This window comes from Halomonas sp. PA16-9 (assembly GCF_009728585.1).
Lineage (GTDB): Bacteria > Pseudomonadota > Gammaproteobacteria > Pseudomonadales > Halomonadaceae > Vreelandella > Vreelandella titanicae.
The window spans coordinates 2907473-2925496 of record NZ_CP040451.1; the positions used below are offsets into that span (position 1 = coordinate 2907473).

The 18024-nt window shown below is 53.9% G+C and carries 16 protein-coding genes and 2 pseudogenes; 5 read left to right on the plus strand and 13 right to left on the minus strand.

Features of this window, described 5'->3' with window-relative positions; all coding sequences use genetic code 11:
• Positions 1-45: 45 nt before the first annotated feature.
• The 4 genes from dcd to cobA all read right to left on the minus strand — a co-directional run bounded on the left by dcd (position 46) and on the right by cobA (position 3794).
• Positions 46-612, minus strand: coding sequence for a dCTP deaminase (gene dcd / locus FDY98_RS13465; protein ID WP_009286944.1), 567 nt, complete (start codon positions 610-612; stop codon positions 46-48).
• An 11-nt stretch (positions 613-623) separates the two neighbouring features.
• Positions 624-1424: an iron-sulfur cluster carrier protein ApbC gene (apbC, locus tag FDY98_RS13470; RefSeq protein ID WP_009286945.1), complete on the minus strand. Its 801-nt coding sequence runs from the start codon at positions 1422-1424 to the stop codon at positions 624-626.
• A 174-nt stretch (positions 1425-1598) separates the two neighbouring features.
• Entirely contained in the window at positions 1599-2768 is a 1170-nt protein-coding gene (locus FDY98_RS13475; protein WP_155705905.1) for a kinesin, read from the minus strand.
• A gap of 204 nt (positions 2769-2972) precedes the next feature.
• A complete protein-coding gene (gene cobA, locus FDY98_RS13480) occupies positions 2973-3794 on the minus strand; it encodes a uroporphyrinogen-III C-methyltransferase (protein WP_051430467.1) in 822 nt (273 codons plus the stop codon).
• 243 nt (positions 3795-4037) lie between these two features.
• On the opposite strand from cobA, the gene FDY98_RS13485 reads away from it, so the two are divergent.
• From FDY98_RS13485 to FDY98_RS13500, 4 genes are all read left to right on the plus strand, one after another.
• The gene (locus FDY98_RS13485) at positions 4038-4940 is read left to right on the plus strand and encodes a GGDEF domain-containing protein (protein WP_155705906.1); all 903 of its coding nucleotides are present in this window, start codon (positions 4038-4040) and stop codon (positions 4938-4940) included.
• Positions 4941-4970: 30 nt separating this feature from the next.
• Positions 4971-5309 (plus strand): 4a-hydroxytetrahydrobiopterin dehydratase, encoded by a 339-nt coding sequence (locus tag FDY98_RS13490; protein WP_022523230.1) that lies wholly within the window; start codon positions 4971-4973, stop codon positions 5307-5309.
• Positions 5310-6500, plus strand: a complete 1191-nt coding sequence (locus FDY98_RS13495; RefSeq protein WP_155705907.1) for an amino acid aminotransferase — start codon at positions 5310-5312, stop codon at positions 6498-6500. It begins immediately after the preceding gene.
• 137 nt (positions 6501-6637) lie between these two features.
• Entirely contained in the window at positions 6638-8122 is a 1485-nt protein-coding gene (locus FDY98_RS13500; RefSeq protein WP_027957474.1) for a uracil permease, read from the plus strand.
• Here the strand turns inward: FDY98_RS13500 and FDY98_RS13505 are convergent.
• The 3 genes from FDY98_RS13505 to FDY98_RS13515 all read right to left on the minus strand — a co-directional run bounded on the left by FDY98_RS13505 (position 8119) and on the right by FDY98_RS13515 (position 10797).
• Positions 8119-9453: an MATE family efflux transporter gene (locus FDY98_RS13505; protein WP_039859217.1), complete on the minus strand. Its 1335-nt coding sequence runs from the start codon at positions 9451-9453 to the stop codon at positions 8119-8121. The two genes, FDY98_RS13500 and FDY98_RS13505, sit on opposite strands and share 4 nt — an antisense overlap.
• 93 nt (positions 9454-9546) lie before the next feature.
• A complete protein-coding gene (locus FDY98_RS13510; RefSeq protein ID WP_022523227.1) occupies positions 9547-10131 on the minus strand; it encodes a YceI family protein in 585 nt (194 codons plus the stop codon).
• Positions 10132-10239: 108 nt separating this feature from the next.
• Positions 10240-10797 (minus strand): cytochrome b, encoded by a 558-nt coding sequence (locus FDY98_RS13515; protein WP_022523226.1) that lies wholly within the window; start codon positions 10795-10797, stop codon positions 10240-10242.
• 353 nt (positions 10798-11150) lie between these two features.
• On the opposite strand from FDY98_RS13515, the gene FDY98_RS13520 reads away from it, so the two are divergent.
• The gene (locus FDY98_RS13520; protein WP_022523225.1) at positions 11151-11429 is read left to right on the plus strand and encodes a hypothetical protein; all 279 of its coding nucleotides are present in this window, start codon (positions 11151-11153) and stop codon (positions 11427-11429) included.
• Positions 11430-11543: 114 nt separating this feature from the next.
• Here FDY98_RS13520 and FDY98_RS13525 read toward each other — a convergent pair whose 3' ends face one another.
• The 6 genes and pseudogenes from FDY98_RS13525 to accD all read right to left on the minus strand — a co-directional run bounded on the left by FDY98_RS13525 (position 11544) and on the right by accD (position 18017).
• Entirely contained in the window at positions 11544-12755 is a 1212-nt protein-coding gene (locus FDY98_RS13525) for an O-succinylhomoserine sulfhydrylase (RefSeq protein WP_022523224.1), read from the minus strand.
• Positions 12756-12767: 12 nt separating this feature from the next.
• Positions 12768-14288: an amidophosphoribosyltransferase gene (gene purF / locus FDY98_RS13530; RefSeq protein WP_009286952.1), complete on the minus strand. Its 1521-nt coding sequence runs from the start codon at positions 14286-14288 to the stop codon at positions 12768-12770.
• An 87-nt stretch (positions 14289-14375) separates the two neighbouring features.
• A complete protein-coding gene (locus FDY98_RS13535) occupies positions 14376-14951 on the minus strand; it encodes a CvpA family protein (RefSeq protein WP_155705908.1) in 576 nt (191 codons plus the stop codon).
• Between the two features lie 3 nt (positions 14952-14954).
• On the minus strand, positions 14955-15677 hold the full coding sequence (locus tag FDY98_RS13540) for an SPOR domain-containing protein (RefSeq protein WP_155705909.1): 723 nt from the start codon (positions 15675-15677) through the stop codon (positions 14955-14957).
• Positions 15664-17006: pseudogene (gene folC / locus FDY98_RS13545) on the minus strand (bifunctional tetrahydrofolate synthase/dihydrofolate synthase). Before folC ends, FDY98_RS13540 begins: the two are co-directional and overlap by 14 nt.
• Positions 16999-18017, minus strand: a pseudogene (accD, locus tag FDY98_RS13550) (acetyl-CoA carboxylase, carboxyltransferase subunit beta). The pseudogenes folC and accD overlap by 8 nt, the downstream one beginning before the upstream one ends.
• Positions 18018-18024 lie beyond the last annotated feature (7 nt).

Here is an 18024-nt window from a genome sequence, read left to right on the forward strand (position 1 = left end):
GTTTTTGCCGTAAGGCGCTTTTTTGTAGCAATGTACTTCGTATAACTAGGTACGCGGCAAGGTTACCCCACGCTGCCCCATATACTTTCCGCCCCGGTCTTTATACGAGGTTTCGCATACTTCGTCGGACTCTAAGAACAACATCTGGGCGACGCCCTCATGAGCGTAGATTTTTGCCGGCAGGTTGGTGGTGTTAGAGAATTCCAGCGTAACGTGGCCCTCCCACTCGGGCTCCAGCGGCGTCACGTTGACAATAATGCCGCAGCGCGCGTAGGTGGATTTCCCCAGGCAAATAGTCAGCACGTTACGGGGAATACGGAAATACTCCACCGTGCGCGCCAGCGCAAAAGAGTTCGGCGGAATAATACAAACATCGCCTTTAATATCGACGAAGCTGTTCGCGTCAAACGCTTTGGGATCAACAATCGCTGAGTGAATATTGGTGAAGACTTTGAATTCGTCTGAGCAGCGCACATCGTAACCGTAGCTTGAGGTGCCGTAGGAAATCACGCGCTGTTCGTTCACGTAGCGCACTTGCTCGGCTTCAAACGGCTCAATCATCGCGTCGCTTTTGGCCATGCGACGAATCCAATTATCAGATTTGATACTCATTTATGTCGTTATCACTCACTAAAGGAAATAGTTGGGCCGTCGCCTTGATTCGCGCTAACCGCTTCAGCGACTTTTTGGGCAATAGTCGCAAAGGTTTGACTCACCGCCCCGTCAGGTTCGGATACCACACTCGGGCGTCCCGAATCTGTCAGCTCTCGGATGGAGAGCGTCAGCGGCAGGCGTCCAAGTACTTGGGTATCGTACTCCTGGGCGATATTATCGCCACCACCTGTGCCGAAAATAGCCGCTTCATGGCCGCACTTTTCGCAGTGGTAGAGGCTCATATTTTCCACCACGCCAAGCACCGGCACGTTGACCTTGCGGAACATTTCGATCCCTTTACGGGCATCTAACAGCGCAATATCCTGTGGGGTGGTCACAATCACCGCCCCTGCCACCGGCACTTTCTGGGCCAGGGTCAGTTGGATATCGCCAGTACCTGGGGGCATGTCGATCAATAGAAAATCGAGATTATCCCATTGGGTTTGCGTCAGCATCTGCTGAAACGCGCCCACTACCATCGGCCCGCGCCACACCATTGGCTCACGGGTATTGACCATAAATGCCATCGACATGGCCTGAATGCCATGGGCCTGGAGCGGAAGGAATTTGTCATTACTTGCCGCCTGGGGGCGCGTACCCTCTTTAACACCGAGCATTTGTGCCTGGCTGGGTCCATAGATATCCGCATCCAGGACACCCACGCGATAGCCCTGTGCTGCCAGCGCTAATGCCAAATTCACGGTGACGGTGGATTTTCCCACGCCTCCCTTGCCCGATGCCACTGCAATAATATGTTTAACCCCATCCATTCAATGGCACTCCTCGTTTTAAGCTCTTAATAACTGAATTAACGTTGAGTGAATGATACGCCTCACAGCCAAAATCATAAACCAACAACAAGTGGGCGGATGCCGGTTCCCCGACATCCGCCCTTACTTTTCTAACGCGAAAGGTGCGTTACAGCATTACTATCCCGCCACTTATTAGCCAGCGTTTTGCTGCGACTCTTCACTGCCACCATCACTGTCATTGGCACTCTCACTTGAAGAGTTCCCATCTGACGAGCCCCCATTCGACGAGCTATCAGAAGAGCTGCTCTGGGAAGATGATGCAGCCTCACCCGCTGACTCTTCTGCATCGGCCAAACGGCTGTCTAACGTCGACAGCTCATCGCGCCATTCACTTAACTGGCTCTCTAAACGCTCTAGCTGGCTTTCACGCTTTTCGATATCACTCTCAACGCTGGCCACTTCTTCACGCCCAATATCCAGGGCAACCATGACGTCATCCAGCTCACTGCGCACCTGACTCAAGCTCTGCTCTTCTTCTTCGCGCAGCGCCGTTAGCGAATCAACATCACTTTGCAGCTCATCGCGTTCGCTGGTGAGTGAGTCACGCTCATTTTTTAGCTCACCAAGCTCGCTCTGGACACTCGAAATTTCCTCTTCTAAGCCACTTAGCTGTTCATTTGACTGGCTAATCTGATCTTCCAGCGAGGACAACTCATCTTCGGTATTGCCCAGCTCTTCGATCGCTTGCTGACGCTGCTGCTCCGCTTCCTGACGGGCAGCCTCAGCCTCCTGTCGGGCTTCTTCAGCACTAGAACGCGCTTCTTCTACTTGCTGGAGGGCACTTTCCGCCTCATCCCGAGTGCTGGTGATTTGATCACGCTCTTCGCGCAACGCAGTCATCTCGCTTTCAGCGCTCTCTACCTGCTCATTAAGAGAGGCAATTTCTTCTTCCAGCGCATCGCGCTCGGACTCAAGCTCTTCTAAACGCGACTGCACATCGCTGACATTGCCTTGGGCACTCTCAAGCGACGAGCTGGCCTCTTGCTGTTGAGCCTCAAGGGACGCCATCTCCTCTTGCAGCGCGGCTAAATTGGTTTCAGCTTCCTCAATTTCGCTAATGCGCTGGCTCATTTGGCTATTTTCCTGCTCAGCGCTGGCGAGCTGCTCTTCTAAGCTATTGACACGATCCTGGCGAGAACCTGCATTAGACTGCGCCATAATGGCCCAGATAACGGCAATGGCGGCGATACCAGCAATCGCTTTTACCCGGTTATCTTGAAAGAGGGTTTTCATGTCCGACTTTTTAGCCGGTTCTGGCTTGTTGGCAGGCGACTGGTGATCCGAGTGGTTTGCTTCCGACATTATGCGTTCCTCTATGGTCTTAGCTAACGTTTGTCCAAGCTAACAACAATCAGTTGCGCGATGATCAAGTACATAGGTAATGCGCTAACCGTGAATGCTCTCCCCCTTCAGCATACACAGCTCACTGTATCTAGCCAGTCTGTTTGCAAAATCGTGTACAAATGTTGCTACTGCGTTACAAGACAAGCAGGAACGATTATTATTTTAGCCAGAAGGAGGATGCTTTCCCTCATGAAAACCAGAGGCCTCTCCGCTCAGCGCATCAAACCAATCCAGTGTGGTATGCAGTGACACTACGCTGCCCACTATTAGCAGCGTAGGCGGTTTAATGTGGCCCGCCAAGAAAGTATCTGGTAATCCAGATAACGTCCCCACGTGGGTACGCTGTCGGCGGGTCGTGCCCTGTTCAATCAGCGCCAGCGGTGTGTCTGGCGCTAAACCATGCTTAACCAGCGCCTGGCTGATCACCTTTACGGTGCCCAGCCCCATATAAAACACCAAGGTTTGCCCAGGCCGCGCTAACGCATCCCAATCAAGCTCACACTCCCCCTGCTGTAAATGCCCGGTGATGAAACGCACCGACTGGGCATGGTCGCGATGGGTCAAAGGAATGCCCGCATACGCCGCGCAGCCTGATGCCGCCGTCACCCCTGGGATGACTTCCACGCTCACTTGTGCTGCCACCAGCGCCTCAAGCTCCTCTCCGCCCCGGCCAAAAATAAACGGATCACCACCTTTAAGGCGCACGACACGCTTACCCTGCTGAGCCCACTTTACAAGCGCTTGATTAATCCCCTCTTGAGGGACGCTGTGCAGAGAGCGTGCTTTACCCACATAAAATCGCTGCGCCTGTGGCGGTATAAAGGCGACTATTTCACCGCTAACCAAGCGGTCGTACAGCACCACTTCAGCGGACTGCAGTCGCTTATACGCTTTTAGCGTCAATAACTCCGGGTCGCCAGGGCCCGCGCCCACTAGACTTACCAGGCCGTATGGCTGAGCCGTTTGCTCTCGTCCTGCTTCCAAGAATCCACCCCAGGAATAAAAAAGTTTTTTAATATGCAAAAAAGTAATTAATTTTACCACTAAATGCCAATAACACCTTGTCTATTGCTTATAATGCAATCGAATATATATAAATAGAACATATATATTCTAAAAAAATATAGATAATAGCCATTTTGTCTGCAATGGCTTACATCCTGATTACGTATTTAGGGCTAATCTTCACGATCGAATTTAAATTGGCATATGTTTGGAGATTCACGCATGCCCGTGAATGATATAGACGCACCAGAGCGAGTCAGTGCAGACCACCTCGTACCCCACATACCCGGCGTTATCTTTCAGTTTCATCGCGCGCGCAATGGCCATATGCGGTTCCCCTACTTGGAGGGCGGCGGCGTGGCTCTCAAACATATTGACCGGGAACTGCTCGCCGAAAATGCAGGGCAGCTAGTTGAGCAACTGACCGGCAACGACCACCCCAAGATAATGTCCGCTATCGAACGCTCAGCCCGCTGGATGTTGCCTCTCACCACACGCTTTAGGCTACCGTTTCCACAAGACAAACCACACTGGATTGCGGTTAGCGCCAAACCCAAGCCCGTCGTCGATGGCGTGCAGTGGAACGGCATAATGATGGATATTAGCGATCAAGTCAGCGAAGAGCAGCGGCTGCGCAAACTATGCGATACAGACCCCCTGACTCAACTCCCCAATCGACGCAAGCTCATGATGCACTTAACCCATGTTGCATCGCTTAGCGCCCGCCACGGCACACCGCTCTCCATCATGATGATCGATATTGATCACTTTAAGCGGCTTAATGATCGTTGGGGACATCTGCACGGGGATGATGTGCTTAAACAGTTGGCAACCTACGCCCAGTCGCTGCTGCGTTGCGAAGACATGGTGGCTCGGTTGGGAGGAGAAGAGTTTATGGTCGTGCTGCCGCTTACTCCGCTGCAGCAATGCCATGCACTTGCCGACCGCTTACGCCAGGCTATCAGTGTACGCGACTTCGGCATGGGGCCAGGCCAAGTGACGCTGAGTATTGGGGTTGCCGAATATCGCTGTGGCGAACCCCTCACGAGTCTGATCGAGCGGGCCGACCAGGCGCTGTATGGCGCCAAAGACGTTGGTCGTGACTGCGTTTGCCATCTACGCTGATAAAGCATACTCAATTGCAGGAGCCAAACAATGACAAGGCTAGCCGACGCCATTTGTGAACCGTGCAGCAAAGATGCTCAACCTTTAAGTAAAGATGAAGCCCAAGAGCGGCTAAAAAGCCTCAGCCAGTGGCAGATTGTCGAGCACGATGGCATCATGAAGCTGTCGCGAAGTTTTAAATTCCGTGACTTTGCCAGCGCATTGGCATTTACCCAAGGCGTTGGCGATATTGCAGAGCAGGCTGGCCATCACCCCGTTATCGTGACCGAGTGGGGCAAAGCCACCGTCACGTGGTGGTCTCACGCTATTAAAGGCCTGCATCTTAATGACTTCATTCTTGCCGCCAGAACCGACGAGGTAGCCGAATAAATGTTTGAGCATATTGAGCGAGTCCCAGGAGATGCCATTCTCGGGCTGATCGAAGCTTTCAAGAAAGATACCAATCCGCAAAAGGTGGATTTAGGTGTTGGTGTTTACCGCGATACCCAAGGCAATACGCCGGTAATGCGCGCCGTTAAGGAAGCAGAAGCTCGCCTGCTCAAGAATGAAACGACGAAAACCTATATCGGTTCTCACGGCGCGCCCAGCTATGGTGAAGTAGTACTTCCCATGGTTTTCGGTGCTGAGTCACCGGTACTCAAAGCCAACCGTGCCAGCGCTACCCAGTCGCCTGGCGGCACCGGCGCCCTGCGCCTGGCAGCCGACTTCATTTCCACTCAGTTGCCGGGCAAAGGTATCTGGGTAAGCGACCCAACATGGCCCAACCACCACGGTATTTTTACCGCCGCGGGTATTGAGCTGCACAAGTACCCCTACGTTGACCCCGACAACCGTCTCGACTTCGACGGTATGCGTGCAGCGCTAAAAAGCATTCCAGAAGGCGATGTAGTCGTACTCCACGCCTGCTGCCATAACCCGACCGGGTTTGACCTTTCCCACGACCAGTGGCAGGAAGTATTAGAGATCGTCCGTGAGCGCAAGCTGCTGCCGCTGATCGACTTTGCCTATCAGGGCTTTGGCGAAGGGCTGGACGAGGATGCTTACGGCGTTCGCTTACTGGCGGAAAACCTCGACGAAGCGATCATCACCAGCTCCTGCTCCAAGAACTTCGGTATTTATTGTGAGCGTACCGGCTGCTTGATCATGGTGGCAAAAGACAGCGAGCAGATGGGCAACATTCGCTCACAGGTCGCGATCGTGGCACGGGAAAACTACTCAAACCCGCCTGCACACGGCGGCGCTATCGTCAGTGAGATCCTCCACGATCCAGAGCTGACTGCGCTATGGCGTGAAGAGCTCACCGAAATGCGTGACCGTATCAATACTCTGCGTCGCGATTTCGTTGAAGCACTGAAACCCTATGGCCTGGACGAGAAGTACGCCTGCGTAGCTGAACAGCGCGGTATGTTCTCCTACACAGGCTTAACGCCGGAACAGGTAGATCGGTTGCGCGATGAGTTTGGCATCTACATGGTACGCTCGGGTCGCGCTAACGTAGCGGGCTTCTCCCATGAGAACCTGCCCTACCTGGCCAAAGCGATTGCCGCTGTCAACGACTAGCTAGCAAGCATTGCCGCACTACAAACGCCCAGGCCTACCTGGGCGTTTTTGTGTGCTGAACACTTGACCGATTAGTCAACACTTCGGCACACTCAGCGTTGCCTTGTATACAACACACCATAATCAAGAGGCCTAACATGGCGGCTGCCAGCACCCACTACCCCTGGTACAAAAAAGAAGACACCGACGCGTTCTTCGCCCTGTTCCAAAACAATATTGCCAACTTTGTCATTATTGCCATCACCATGCTGGGCATGGGATTCCCCTCTTCCATTGTCTATGGGCAGGTGCTGCCAGGCGCGGCAGTAGCGGTAATGGTCGGTAATTTCTACTATGCCTGGAGCGCGGCAAGACTGGCCCGCAAGGAGAACCGTGCCGATGTAACGGCGCTCTCTTACGGTATCTCAACGCCGGTTATGTTTGTGTTTCTATTCGGCGTACTGCTACCCGCCAAACAGCTCACCGGTGATGCAGAAATGGCCTGGAAAGTAGCCGTCGCCGCCTGCTTTATCAGCGGCGCCATCGAAGCCGCAATCAGCATAATTGGCCGCTGGGTGCAGTACCACCTACCGCGCGCTGCCATGCTGGGCGCCGTTGCGGGTGTCGCACTGACGTTTATCGCCGGTGAAATGCTGTTCAAAACGCTGGAAATGCCGATTATTGGTCTACTGGTGCTAGCGATCATTATTGTTGGGCTGGTCGCACGAGTGAGTATGCCGTTTAAACTCCCCACCTCACTATTCGCCATTATCGTCGGCACCACCATGGCCTATTTGATTGGCGACGCCGGCACCGAGCGCTTTAGCGATGCGTTCACGCACTTGGGCTTTTATCCATTACTTCCCAACCTAGCCTGGTTTGAAGGGCTGGGATTACTGCTGACCAGTATGCTGGCGGTACTCACCGTGGTGCTGCCGATTACGCTCTATAACGCCATTGAGACGATGAACAACGTCGAGGCGATGGAGGCCGCAGGCGATAAGTACGATGTGCGGGAGTGTCAGGCGGTCGATGGCGCAGGCACCATGATTGGCGCGCTGTTTGGCGGCGTCTTTCCTACCACGGTCTATATTGCCACCGTAGGGGCCAAGTGGATGGGCGCAGGCCGGGGCTACAGCCTTCTCAACGGCGCGGTATATGCGCTGGCTACCATGTTCGGCTTAATCGCTGCCCTAGCCGCAATCATTCCCGTTTCAGTGGTCGCACCGATTTTGGTCTTTGTCGGTATGTCGATGATTGCCACCGCGTTTCAGTCCAACGACACACGCTACTATCCTGCCGTGGCGTTGGCCATGCTACCCTACTTCGCCAACTACGTGATGACGCGCTTTAACCGCGGGGCTGGTGAGGTCGTCACCGATATATCCAGTGCCATTGTGGTGATGGGCCAAGGGGCTATGTTTATGGCCATTCTGTTGGGCGCTATGACGGTATCGGTGATTGATCACCAGTTCCGACGCGCGGCCGCCTTCGCTGCCATTGCCGCGGGCTTTTCCTTCGTTGGGCTGATGCACGCCCCCGAACTGTCATTCAATGCTGCCCCAGAGTTCGTGATGGGCTACTTAGGGATGGCGCTGCTGTTTATCTACTTCTCCTTTCAGGAAGCTGGGCGCCTGCGTTAATTAACGAATCCCGCCTGCCGATGCGGGCGGGAAAGAATGCGCCGCATGACTTGCCACGCCATCAATCCTGCCAGCAGGTTGCCTACGGCGGCGCCCGCCGCCAGCCCCCACCAACCGAAGAACTGTGAACCTAACCACAGGCAGGGTAAATAGCAGATAAACAGCCGTGCGCTGGATAGCAGCATCGCTCGCAGCGGCCAACCTAGAGCATTGCCCGCCGAAACCACTAACATACAAACGCCCAGCGCTGCGTAGCTTGGCAGCAGAAAGCGAATCAGCAGGGTCAGCTCGTTTTGTACCTCTGGATTGCCTGCTAAGGCCATGGCTAGCCAGGGAGCCCCCAGGGCCAGTAGCACGCCCAGACTAAGCTGCCAAACCAGCGCGACCTTTACCGCCAAACGCATAAGCTGCTGAATTTGCCCCCAATCTCCGGCACCATAGCAGCGTCCTAACCACGGCGGTAGCGACATGGTCATAGCCAGAATAACCATCAGGGAAAGCGTTTCCAAACGGCTCGCCAACCCCCAGGCCGCTACTTCACTTTCACCCAGACCCGCCACCACTGAGATTGCCAGCATCGCAGCCAAGGGCGGCATCAGTTGGCTGACCATCGCGGGGGCGGCAATGCCAGTAAACGGCCGCCACGACTGCCTCGCCTCTAGCCATAGGCCTTGCTGCGATGCCCACTGGCGTTTGAGCAGTTTACGTGTAGTGACCAACAGACCCACTGAGAAGGCAATTGCAGTTGCCCAGGCAGCACCGGGCAATCCCCAACCCTCCCAATCGCCGACACCAAAAATCAGTAGTGGATCGAGCACCAGGTTCACAACACTACTGAGAACCATCATTTTACCTGGTAAACGGGTATCGCCATGGGCACGGAAAATGCTGTAGCTGAAATAGAGCAGTGCTCCCAGCCAGGCGGACAACAGTTGCGGCCCCCAGTAAATATGGATATAGGAAAGCGTCGTTTCATCGGCGCCAAGGAGCTGAAAAACGGGCACATGGAACACCCACAAGGCAAACGCCAACAGACCAATCACTCCGCCACCTGCCATTAATACCAGGCTGCTCAAGCGCCTCGCTCGCTCCCCTTCCCCTGCGCCGAGCGCCCGGGAAATAAGTGCCGCAATGGCGATACCCATACCCACTTGAATGCCGATAATCAGAAATGACAGCGGAAAGGTGAACGACTGCGCCGCTAGCTGTGCGGTACCCAAACGGGCAATAAAGGCGCTATCAACAAGTTGAAAACCCAATAGCGCCAACACCCCGATGGCCATTGGCCAGGTTTGCCGCCATAGGGTTATCGCCAACTCGCGTTGCTGCATCACAATTGCCAAGCCAACTCTCCTTTTATTCGCCTTAAACGCAAAAACGCCACCACCCCTAGCGGAGTGATGGCGCTTAACTAAAAGTACTCTTTACTGACGAATACCTTCAAACGTGACGTACAGCTCAAGCTCATGCATGGATTCTGGAAAATCGCTCATGTCGATTCCGTAATCACTCAACGTCAGCGTAGTGCTGCCTTCGAAACCAGCGCGGTAGTTACCCCAAGGGTCATCACCCTCACCCATCAGTGTAACCGGCATTTCAATCTCTTGGGTTTCGCCATGCAGGGTCAGATCACCAGTCAAGACGCCTTCATTTTCACCCGTTGATTCAAAGCCTGTGGAGCTAAATGTGGCGGTAGGGAACTCACCGGCATTAAGGAAATCTTCGCTCAAGATATGGCGATCACGCTCGGCGTGATTGCTGGTCAGGCTATCAACCTGCACTTCGATTTCAGCAGAAGACGCGTCGAGATCTTCAGGATCATAGGCAAACTGACCATCGAACTCTTCAAAGCTGCCGAGAATGTAGGAGAAGCCCAGATGTGAAATTTTAAACTGGACAAAAGCGTGCTGACCTTCGGTATCAATCTGATAATCAGCTGCCTGCGCTTGGCTCAAAGGTACCAGCGCTACAGCGGCGATCGCGGATGCAAATGCTGTCTTCTTGAACATATTGAATTGCTCCTTGCTTTACTTAATAGGCACCGCGGGCAGTCAATTATCTTACCCGCAGTGTTTAGAAAAACGTGTATACAGACAACGTCATTAACTTGGTGCGTTTTAATTGCCAGCTTGGCTATGCGCTGGGTTTAACATGCGTACCAAGGTTTTATGCCGACCTAACCAATGGTGCTTAACAGCAGCAAGGGCGTGGCCCGCTGCCAGGATCATCAACGCCAGGGCGCTGTACCAGTGTACGGTGCCCGCCTGGCTTGCCTGATTGGGCAAGTCATATAGCAACGCCGGCACCTCAAACCAACCAAACACACTAATACCACGTCCATCAGCAGTAGAAATTAAATAACCGCTCACCATAACGACTATTAGAAGCACATAGAGCGCAATATGACCGAGATGGGCAGCAATAGTTTCTAATCGACTCCCCTCGGCGTAGGGCGTCGGCTGTACGAAGCGCCATACCAAACGCGCAAAGGTAGCAAACAATAGCAAGATGCCAATCGAGCGGTGTACCCACGGCCCCTGATTATACCAAGGGTCATAATAGCCCAGGTCAGTCATCCACCAGCCCAGTGCAAACAGACCAATAATGGCCAGCGCGCTTAGCCAATGAAACAGAATACTAATCAATCCCCAACCGTTGCGACTGTTACGCCACATTGTGCTATTCCTCATTTTATCTATGGCTGCTTCAACTTAGCCAACGCGCTTATCAGATCTTGGATTACGCTATTCGTCCACGCCCAGAACCTTACCGCTAGAAGCTAATAAAAACCGCTGAAAAAAGCAGGATATTTCATTCGTAAAAACCATTGAATAACCAGGTAACAATTTTTACGCAGTTCGTCTTTCTAAAAAGACAAAGCCAATCCATTCTATAAAATCGAACAAAAAAAGCAAATATAACCAATTTTATAATTTTGTTTGCACGCTTAATATTAATGCATGTCCTAAAGGACATCCAGCAATGACCGAAAAACGGTACATAAACTTTCTATTAGAGAGCGCCAATCATGAAAAAAATGACCCTTATCACCGCTATTGCCATGACATTGACTTCTACTGCCGTTCTAGCTGAACAGGGATCTGGCGAGCTTAACCAGATTATTCAGCCTAGCTCTTCAGCGAATTACAGCACTGACAGCGTGCACCTGACACCAGCTGATTTGCCTTTGGTCAACGGCGATGCAAAGAACAACACCGTTGTTGCTCCGAGCTCTCACATCAATCACTCTTCCAGCAATGAAGACCAGGTTGCGCTGTCAGACCTGCCTCACCGCAACGCTTCTTGAAACAAATAAGGGTGCTTTGTTTGCACAGCATATGACCCATTAGGTTTCAAAAGTACGAAAAACCCACCTTTCAAAGGTGGGTTTTCGTGACTGTACAGGATTGCTTAACATCAATTAGCCAGCCAGAACATCCAAGCCACGAGCAAGATCGCGCTGGATATCCTGCTGACTCTCAAGCCCTACCGCCACGCGGATCAGCCCTGGCGCAATACCCGCCGCTTCTTTCTGAGCATCAGACAAACGCCCATGGGTAGTGGTGGCCGGATGAGTAATAGTGGATTTAACGTCACCCAAATTCCCTGTTATCGAAAGCATTCGGGTTGCATCGATCACCTGCCACGCACCCTCTTGTCCTCCTTTCACTTCAAAACCCAGCACCGCGCCAAACCCTTTCTGCTGCTGTTTAGCCAAAGCGTGCTGAGGATGATTCTCCAGGCCGCTATAAAACACATGCTTAACCGCCGGGTGGGCATCCAGCCAACGCGCCAGGGTCAAGGCGTTTTCACAGTGAGCTTTCATACGCAGCGACAGGGTTTCCAGGCCCTTGGTAAAAATCCACGCGTTGAAGGGGCTCAAGCAAGGCCCGCAGGTGCGCACCACGCCGAACACTTCCTCAAGCAGCGCATGACTACCTACCACGGCACCACCAACTGCACGGCCTTGGCCGTCCAAATACTTGGTCGCTGAGTGAATAACCAAGTCAGCACCTAACGCCAAGGGCTGCTGAAGTGCCGGGGTAAGGAAGCAGTTATCTATCGCCAGTAGCGCATCGTGACGTTTTGCCAACGCAGACAGGGCCGAAATATCGGCAATTTCTGACAGTGGATTTGAGGGCGTTTCGGCAAACAGTAGCCGCGTTTTGGGAGTAATCGCCGCTTCCCAGGCAGCAACGCTGGAAAGTTCCACATAGCGCGTGGTAATACCCAACTTACCTAGATACTTATCGAACAGACTAACCGTCGAGCCAAATAGCGACCGGGAGGCCACAATCTCGTCCCCTGCGGAAAGCAATGCCAGCGCAGTGGAGAGAATAGCGGACATACCCGAGCTGGTGGCCACACAACGCTCGCCACCTTCAAGGGCCGCCAGGCGGCGCTCAAAGGTATGCACTGTCGGGTTGGTAAAGCGCGAGTAGACGTTGCCCGGCTCCTGCCCACCAAATTTACGCGCCGCTTCTGCAGCGCTTTCGTAGACAAAGCTTGAGGTCGGAAAAATAGGCTCCGAGTGTTCTTGCTCGAAGGTGCGCTGATGGCCCGCACGGATAGCCAGCGTCTCTAATGACCACTCATCCTGGTGACCGTCTTCCTGATGATTATCATCATGCATAAGACTTCTCTCCTAATCGTCCAGGTCATCGTCCTGATTGTGCATATCGACCAGGGCATGATCACCGGCACTTTGATCCTTGGCGGAATCATTACGGCTAGCTTCCAAGGCGGCCAGGTAGGCGTCGTCGATATCACCAGTCACGTAATTGCCGTCAAACACCGAGCAATCAAACTCTTCCATTTCCGGGTTCACTTCGCGGCAGGCCGCTTTTAGATCCTCTAGGTTTTGATAGAAGATACGGTCAGCGCCAATCAAATCCCCTACTTCCTCTTCGCTGCGGCCATGAGCAATCAGCTCAGACGCTGCTGGCATATCGATGCCATACACGTTGGGGAAACGTACCGGGGGCGCCGCTGAGGCAAAATAGACCTTGCGTGCCCCGGCATCGCGGGCCATTTGAATGATCTGCTTACAGGTCGTGCCGCGCACAATGGAGTCGTCCACCAGCAAAACGTTTTTGCCTTTAAACTCAACGTCAATAGCATTGAGCTTTTGGCGTACCGATTTTTTACGCTGAGTTTGCCCCGGCATAATAAAGGTACGGCCAATATAGCGGTTCTTCATGAACCCTTCGCGGTAGGTCACCCCGAGGTGCTGCGCCATTTCAAGGGCGGAGGTACGCGATGTATCAGGGATCGGGATGACCACGTCGATATCGTGATCCGGCCACTCGTTGAGAATGCGATCCCCCAGCTTACGTCCCATCTGCATCCGGGTGCCGTAAACATAGGCGCCGTCCAACAGTGAATCGGGACGCGCTAGATAAACGTGCTCAAAGATACACGAACGTAGCTCGGGGCGGTCAGCACATACCTGGGTGTGAATATTGCCTTCGATATCGACAAAGATGGCTTCGCCGGGCGATAGGTCACGCTCCAGTTCAAAACCACCCACATCCAAGGCAACGGATTCGGAGGCAATCATCACCGCCTGCCCGTTCTCCTCTTCGCGGGTACCAAACACCACAGGGCGAATACCGAAGGGGTCACGAAATGCCACCATGCCAAAGCCGTTAATAATCGCGACAGCGGCATAACCACCCTTGCAGCGACGGTGAACGCGACGCACGGCGTCGAAGATATCTTCCGCTTCCAGGTGCAAACCCTGCTTGCCCAGCTCGTGAGCGAAGACGTTGAGCAGCACTTCAGAATCGGAGCTGGTGTTGATGTGACGCAGATCGGTAGAGAACAGCTCCTGCTTCAACTGCTCAGAGTTGGTCAGGTTGCCGTTATGCGCCAGCGCAATGCCGTAAGGAGAGTTAACATAGAACGGCTGTGACTCAGCTTCACTTGAAGAGCCTGCCGTCGGGTAACGCACGTGACCAATGCCTAGGTTACCTTTTAGACGGGCCATATGACGGGTGTGAAATACATCACGTACCAAGCCGTTACTCTTGCGCAGTAGGAAGCGTCCCTCGCTCCATGTCATCATGCCGGCAGCGTCCTGGCCACGATGCTGAAGTACGGTCAGGGCATCGTAGATTCCCTGATTTACCGCCTGCTTGCCCAGAAGGCCCACTATACCGCACATTCACGTTACCTCGCTTAATGCCATGGCTTACCTAAGTCACATACCTAAGAAAGCCCGAACGTTCGTAGAATCGACTTCAGTAGCAGGTCAATCACCTGCCGGGATAACCTCACGCTCCGTCGCACTAGGCAGACGCAGTTCAGGTAGAGAGATGTCGCGCAGCGACGATGGCGCCTCAGGCAGCTCACGATCCCACTGATCTAACTGGCTCACCGCCCAATCGCGCAGTTGAATAAAGGTCGGTCGCAGCTCGGCTTGTTGCCACGCCTGCAGTTCCGCCAGCGGTGTGAGGGTAATCAGCACGGTAGCAATAAGCAAAATAACCGCCCCACGAGCAACACCAAAAGCCGCCCCTGCCACGCGGTTCAAAAGCCCCATACCTACCCACTCAATCGCCGCATGCACCAAGCGAATGACTATGCCGCAAAGCAAAATAACGGCAAAGATCACCAGTATAAAAGCGAGCACTAGGCGGGCATCAAAGCTATCGATAAACCCCCTCATCAGTTCGGCCACCGGTTCGGCGAGGACTCGGGCAACCATTAAGGCAACGACCCAGGCGGCCAAACCCAATGCCTCGCGAACAAATCCCCGGACGAATCCGGCTAGCATTGATAGCGCCAGCACGGCCAAGAACACCGCATCAATCCAGGTTAATGCCATCGTTTAGTCTCTTACCCGAACAAGCAGGCCCTGCACATTGGCCCGCTCTTTAATCGAGGACATGGCAGACTCCCCCTCCTCAGAAGTGGCATAAGGGCCCACAAAGACAGTGGTCATATTGTTATCGCGCTCACGCTGATAAACAGTAAACCCTTCACCCGAAAGCTGCTCGCTAAGGCGCTGCGCATTACCGGGCTCTCCAAAGCTGCCGACTTGCACCGCCCACTCTCCCTGAGCACTTGCTGAGGGGGTGGATGAGCTAGATGAGGAGCTTTGCGATGAACGTTGTGAAGAGCCCTGTGAAGAGCCTTCACTGCTGTTTTGACCGCTGCCACTATTGCTGGCAATCAGGTCAGCAATAGGGTCGCTATCGGAGGTCGCCGGCTCTTCATCCGGTTCACTGGATCCCGCCGCCTCGGGACTCGAGGGCGACTGATTAGCAGCAGTAATTTGATCGGTTTCCGGCAACCTCGGATCGACGTCAATAGGCATATCGCCCTCTTCATTACGGGGCGCTGACGATAGAGACGGCTCGCCGATGGTTGAAGGCCTTTCCGGTGCAGGAACGTCACGGCGCTCCACTTCAACGGGCTGCTCGATCACAAAGTTCGGCTGGGGACGTTCTTCCCTTGGTGCGGGGTCGCTCATTAGCCACGGCACAAAGATCGCCAGTAGCGCGAGCAGAATCACAATACCGCTAATGCGTTCCGTTTTACCGTATTTCATTTCCGTCTCCATCAAGCGACGCAGCGCCTGTTGGCAGTGGCCGAGCTAACAGTGCCGCTACTGTAAAGAACGACCCGGTGGCCAAGACACGATCATTGGGCGTTAACATGTTAGCGAGCCAATCGACGCCTGCTTGCGGCGAATCAGCACTAAAATGCACCCGCCCTCCCTGAGCTATAATACGTTGCGACAACTCGCTTGCCTGGCAACCTCGCTCTCCGCTCAACGACACGCACACCCAATCACTAATGCGAGACGCTAACGTCTGTATGACACCGTCAATATCCTTATCATTCAACATGCCAATAAGGCCCCACTGCCGACCACCTTCCGGAGGTTGCGGCAAATGGCGAACGACATACTCGGCAGCATGAGGATTATGACCTACATCCAGGCACCAAGGCCCAATCCATTGCAGCCGCCCCGGCAACTGAACAGAACTCAACGCAGCTTGCACGCGCACCGCTTCCAACCCAAGCCCTGCAAGCACAAGCGCCTGCAAAGCAGTGGCGGCGTTATCGATAGGCAGCCCCGGCTCGGGAAGCTCGTCAATAACAATGCGTTGACCATCCGGATGCTGCCCCTGCCAGCGCCATTGCGAAGGCTCAGAGGCCATCGCCTGATGGGCAAATTGCTGGCCCAAACAAAATATAGGCGCCGCCAGCACCTGAGCACATTCAGCGACACTGGAGGGTAACGTTTGGCTACCTAGCACGGCGGGACGATTGGCGCGAAAAATGCCGGCTTTTTCACGCCCAATCTGGGCTAAATCGGTGCCTAAAAAGTTAGCGTGATCCTGAGCAATAGTGGTAACAATGGCCACGTCCGCATCAATAATATTGACCGCATCAAGGCGACCACCCAGCCCCACCTCTAGTACCGCAAGATCAAGCTTTGCATTGGACAAGCACCACAGCCCGCACAGTGTCCCCGCTTCAAAATAGGTCAGGCTGATTTCACTGCCCTGCAATCGCGCCTGCTCAACCTGCTCAAAGCCTTGCACCAGCAGTTGGTCGTCGGTTTCCTGACCATCGATTTTAACGCGTTCGTTGTAGCGCAATAAATGGGGGAAGTGTAGGTACCCACTCGCCAACCATGGGCACGGGCAACGCTATCAATCATGGCAAGGGTTGAGCCCTTGCCGTTGGTGCCTGCTACCGTAATAATGCGAGGGGCGATGGGGCTTGAAAGCAGCCCCATCCGTTTAGCCACCTGCGAGACCCGCTCCAGGCCCATATCAATCCCTACCGGATGCAGCGTTTCCAAATGCTGGAGCCACTGTTGCAAAGAGTAGAGCGGCAAAGAAGGTGTCTGTAGAGAGTCAGGCATTGCGCGAATGGTCATCACTCTTAACGAAAGCGGTGTCCTTCTTAGGCGCCTCAACTTTCTCGAACGTGACGTCAGTGGTTTCCGCCAAGCTATCTTCCTCAACGATAGGCTCAACGACCTCAGCATCATCAGGATTGGTCGAACTCACCGGCGTTGCGTCGTGGTGGGTTAACTTACGCAGTACACTACCCACGCGGGCACGCTTTCATGACGATGAACGATCATGTCGACGGTACCGTGCTCAAGCAGGAACTCGCTGCGCTGGAACCCTTCTGGCAAGGTTTCACGTACCGTTTGCTCGATGACCCGCGGGCCGGCGAAACCAATCAAGGCATTGGGTTCGGCAATATTCAAGTCACCCAACATGGCTAGTGAGGCTGAAACACCGCCAAAGACGGGATCCGTAAGCACAGAAATATACGGCACACCCGCTTGTTTGAGCTTTTCAAGCGCAGCGGATGTTTTAGCCATCTGCATCAACGAGAAGAGCGCTTCCTGCATACGTGCCCCACCGGAGGCGGCAAAGCACACTAACGGGATGTTCTCTTCCAGCGCCACGGTAGCGGCGCGAACAAATTTCTCGCCGACCACTGCCCCCATTGAGCCGCCCATAAAGGTGAACTCAAAGGCAACGGCAACGACCGGAAGACCATCCAACTCACCGCGCATTGCGACCAGCGCATCTTTCTCGCCAGTATCTTTTTGCGCCGCGGTCAGGCGGTCTTTGTATTTTTTAGAGTCGCGAAACTTCAACCGATCATTGGGTTCGATTTCCGCCGCGATCTCTTGGCGTTCTGCTTTATCCAAGAACCAGTCCAAGCGTTTGCGTGCCGTCAAGCGCAGATGGTGATCGCACTTGGGACAGACGCTGTTATGTTTCTCTAGCTCAGGGAGGTAGAGAACCGCTTCGCACTTGGGACATTTACGCCAGAGGCCGTCGGGCACGCTAGCGCGACGGTCTTTACGCTGGATGCGACCCATGGAGGGTACGATCTTGTCTAACCAGCTCATATCAAAA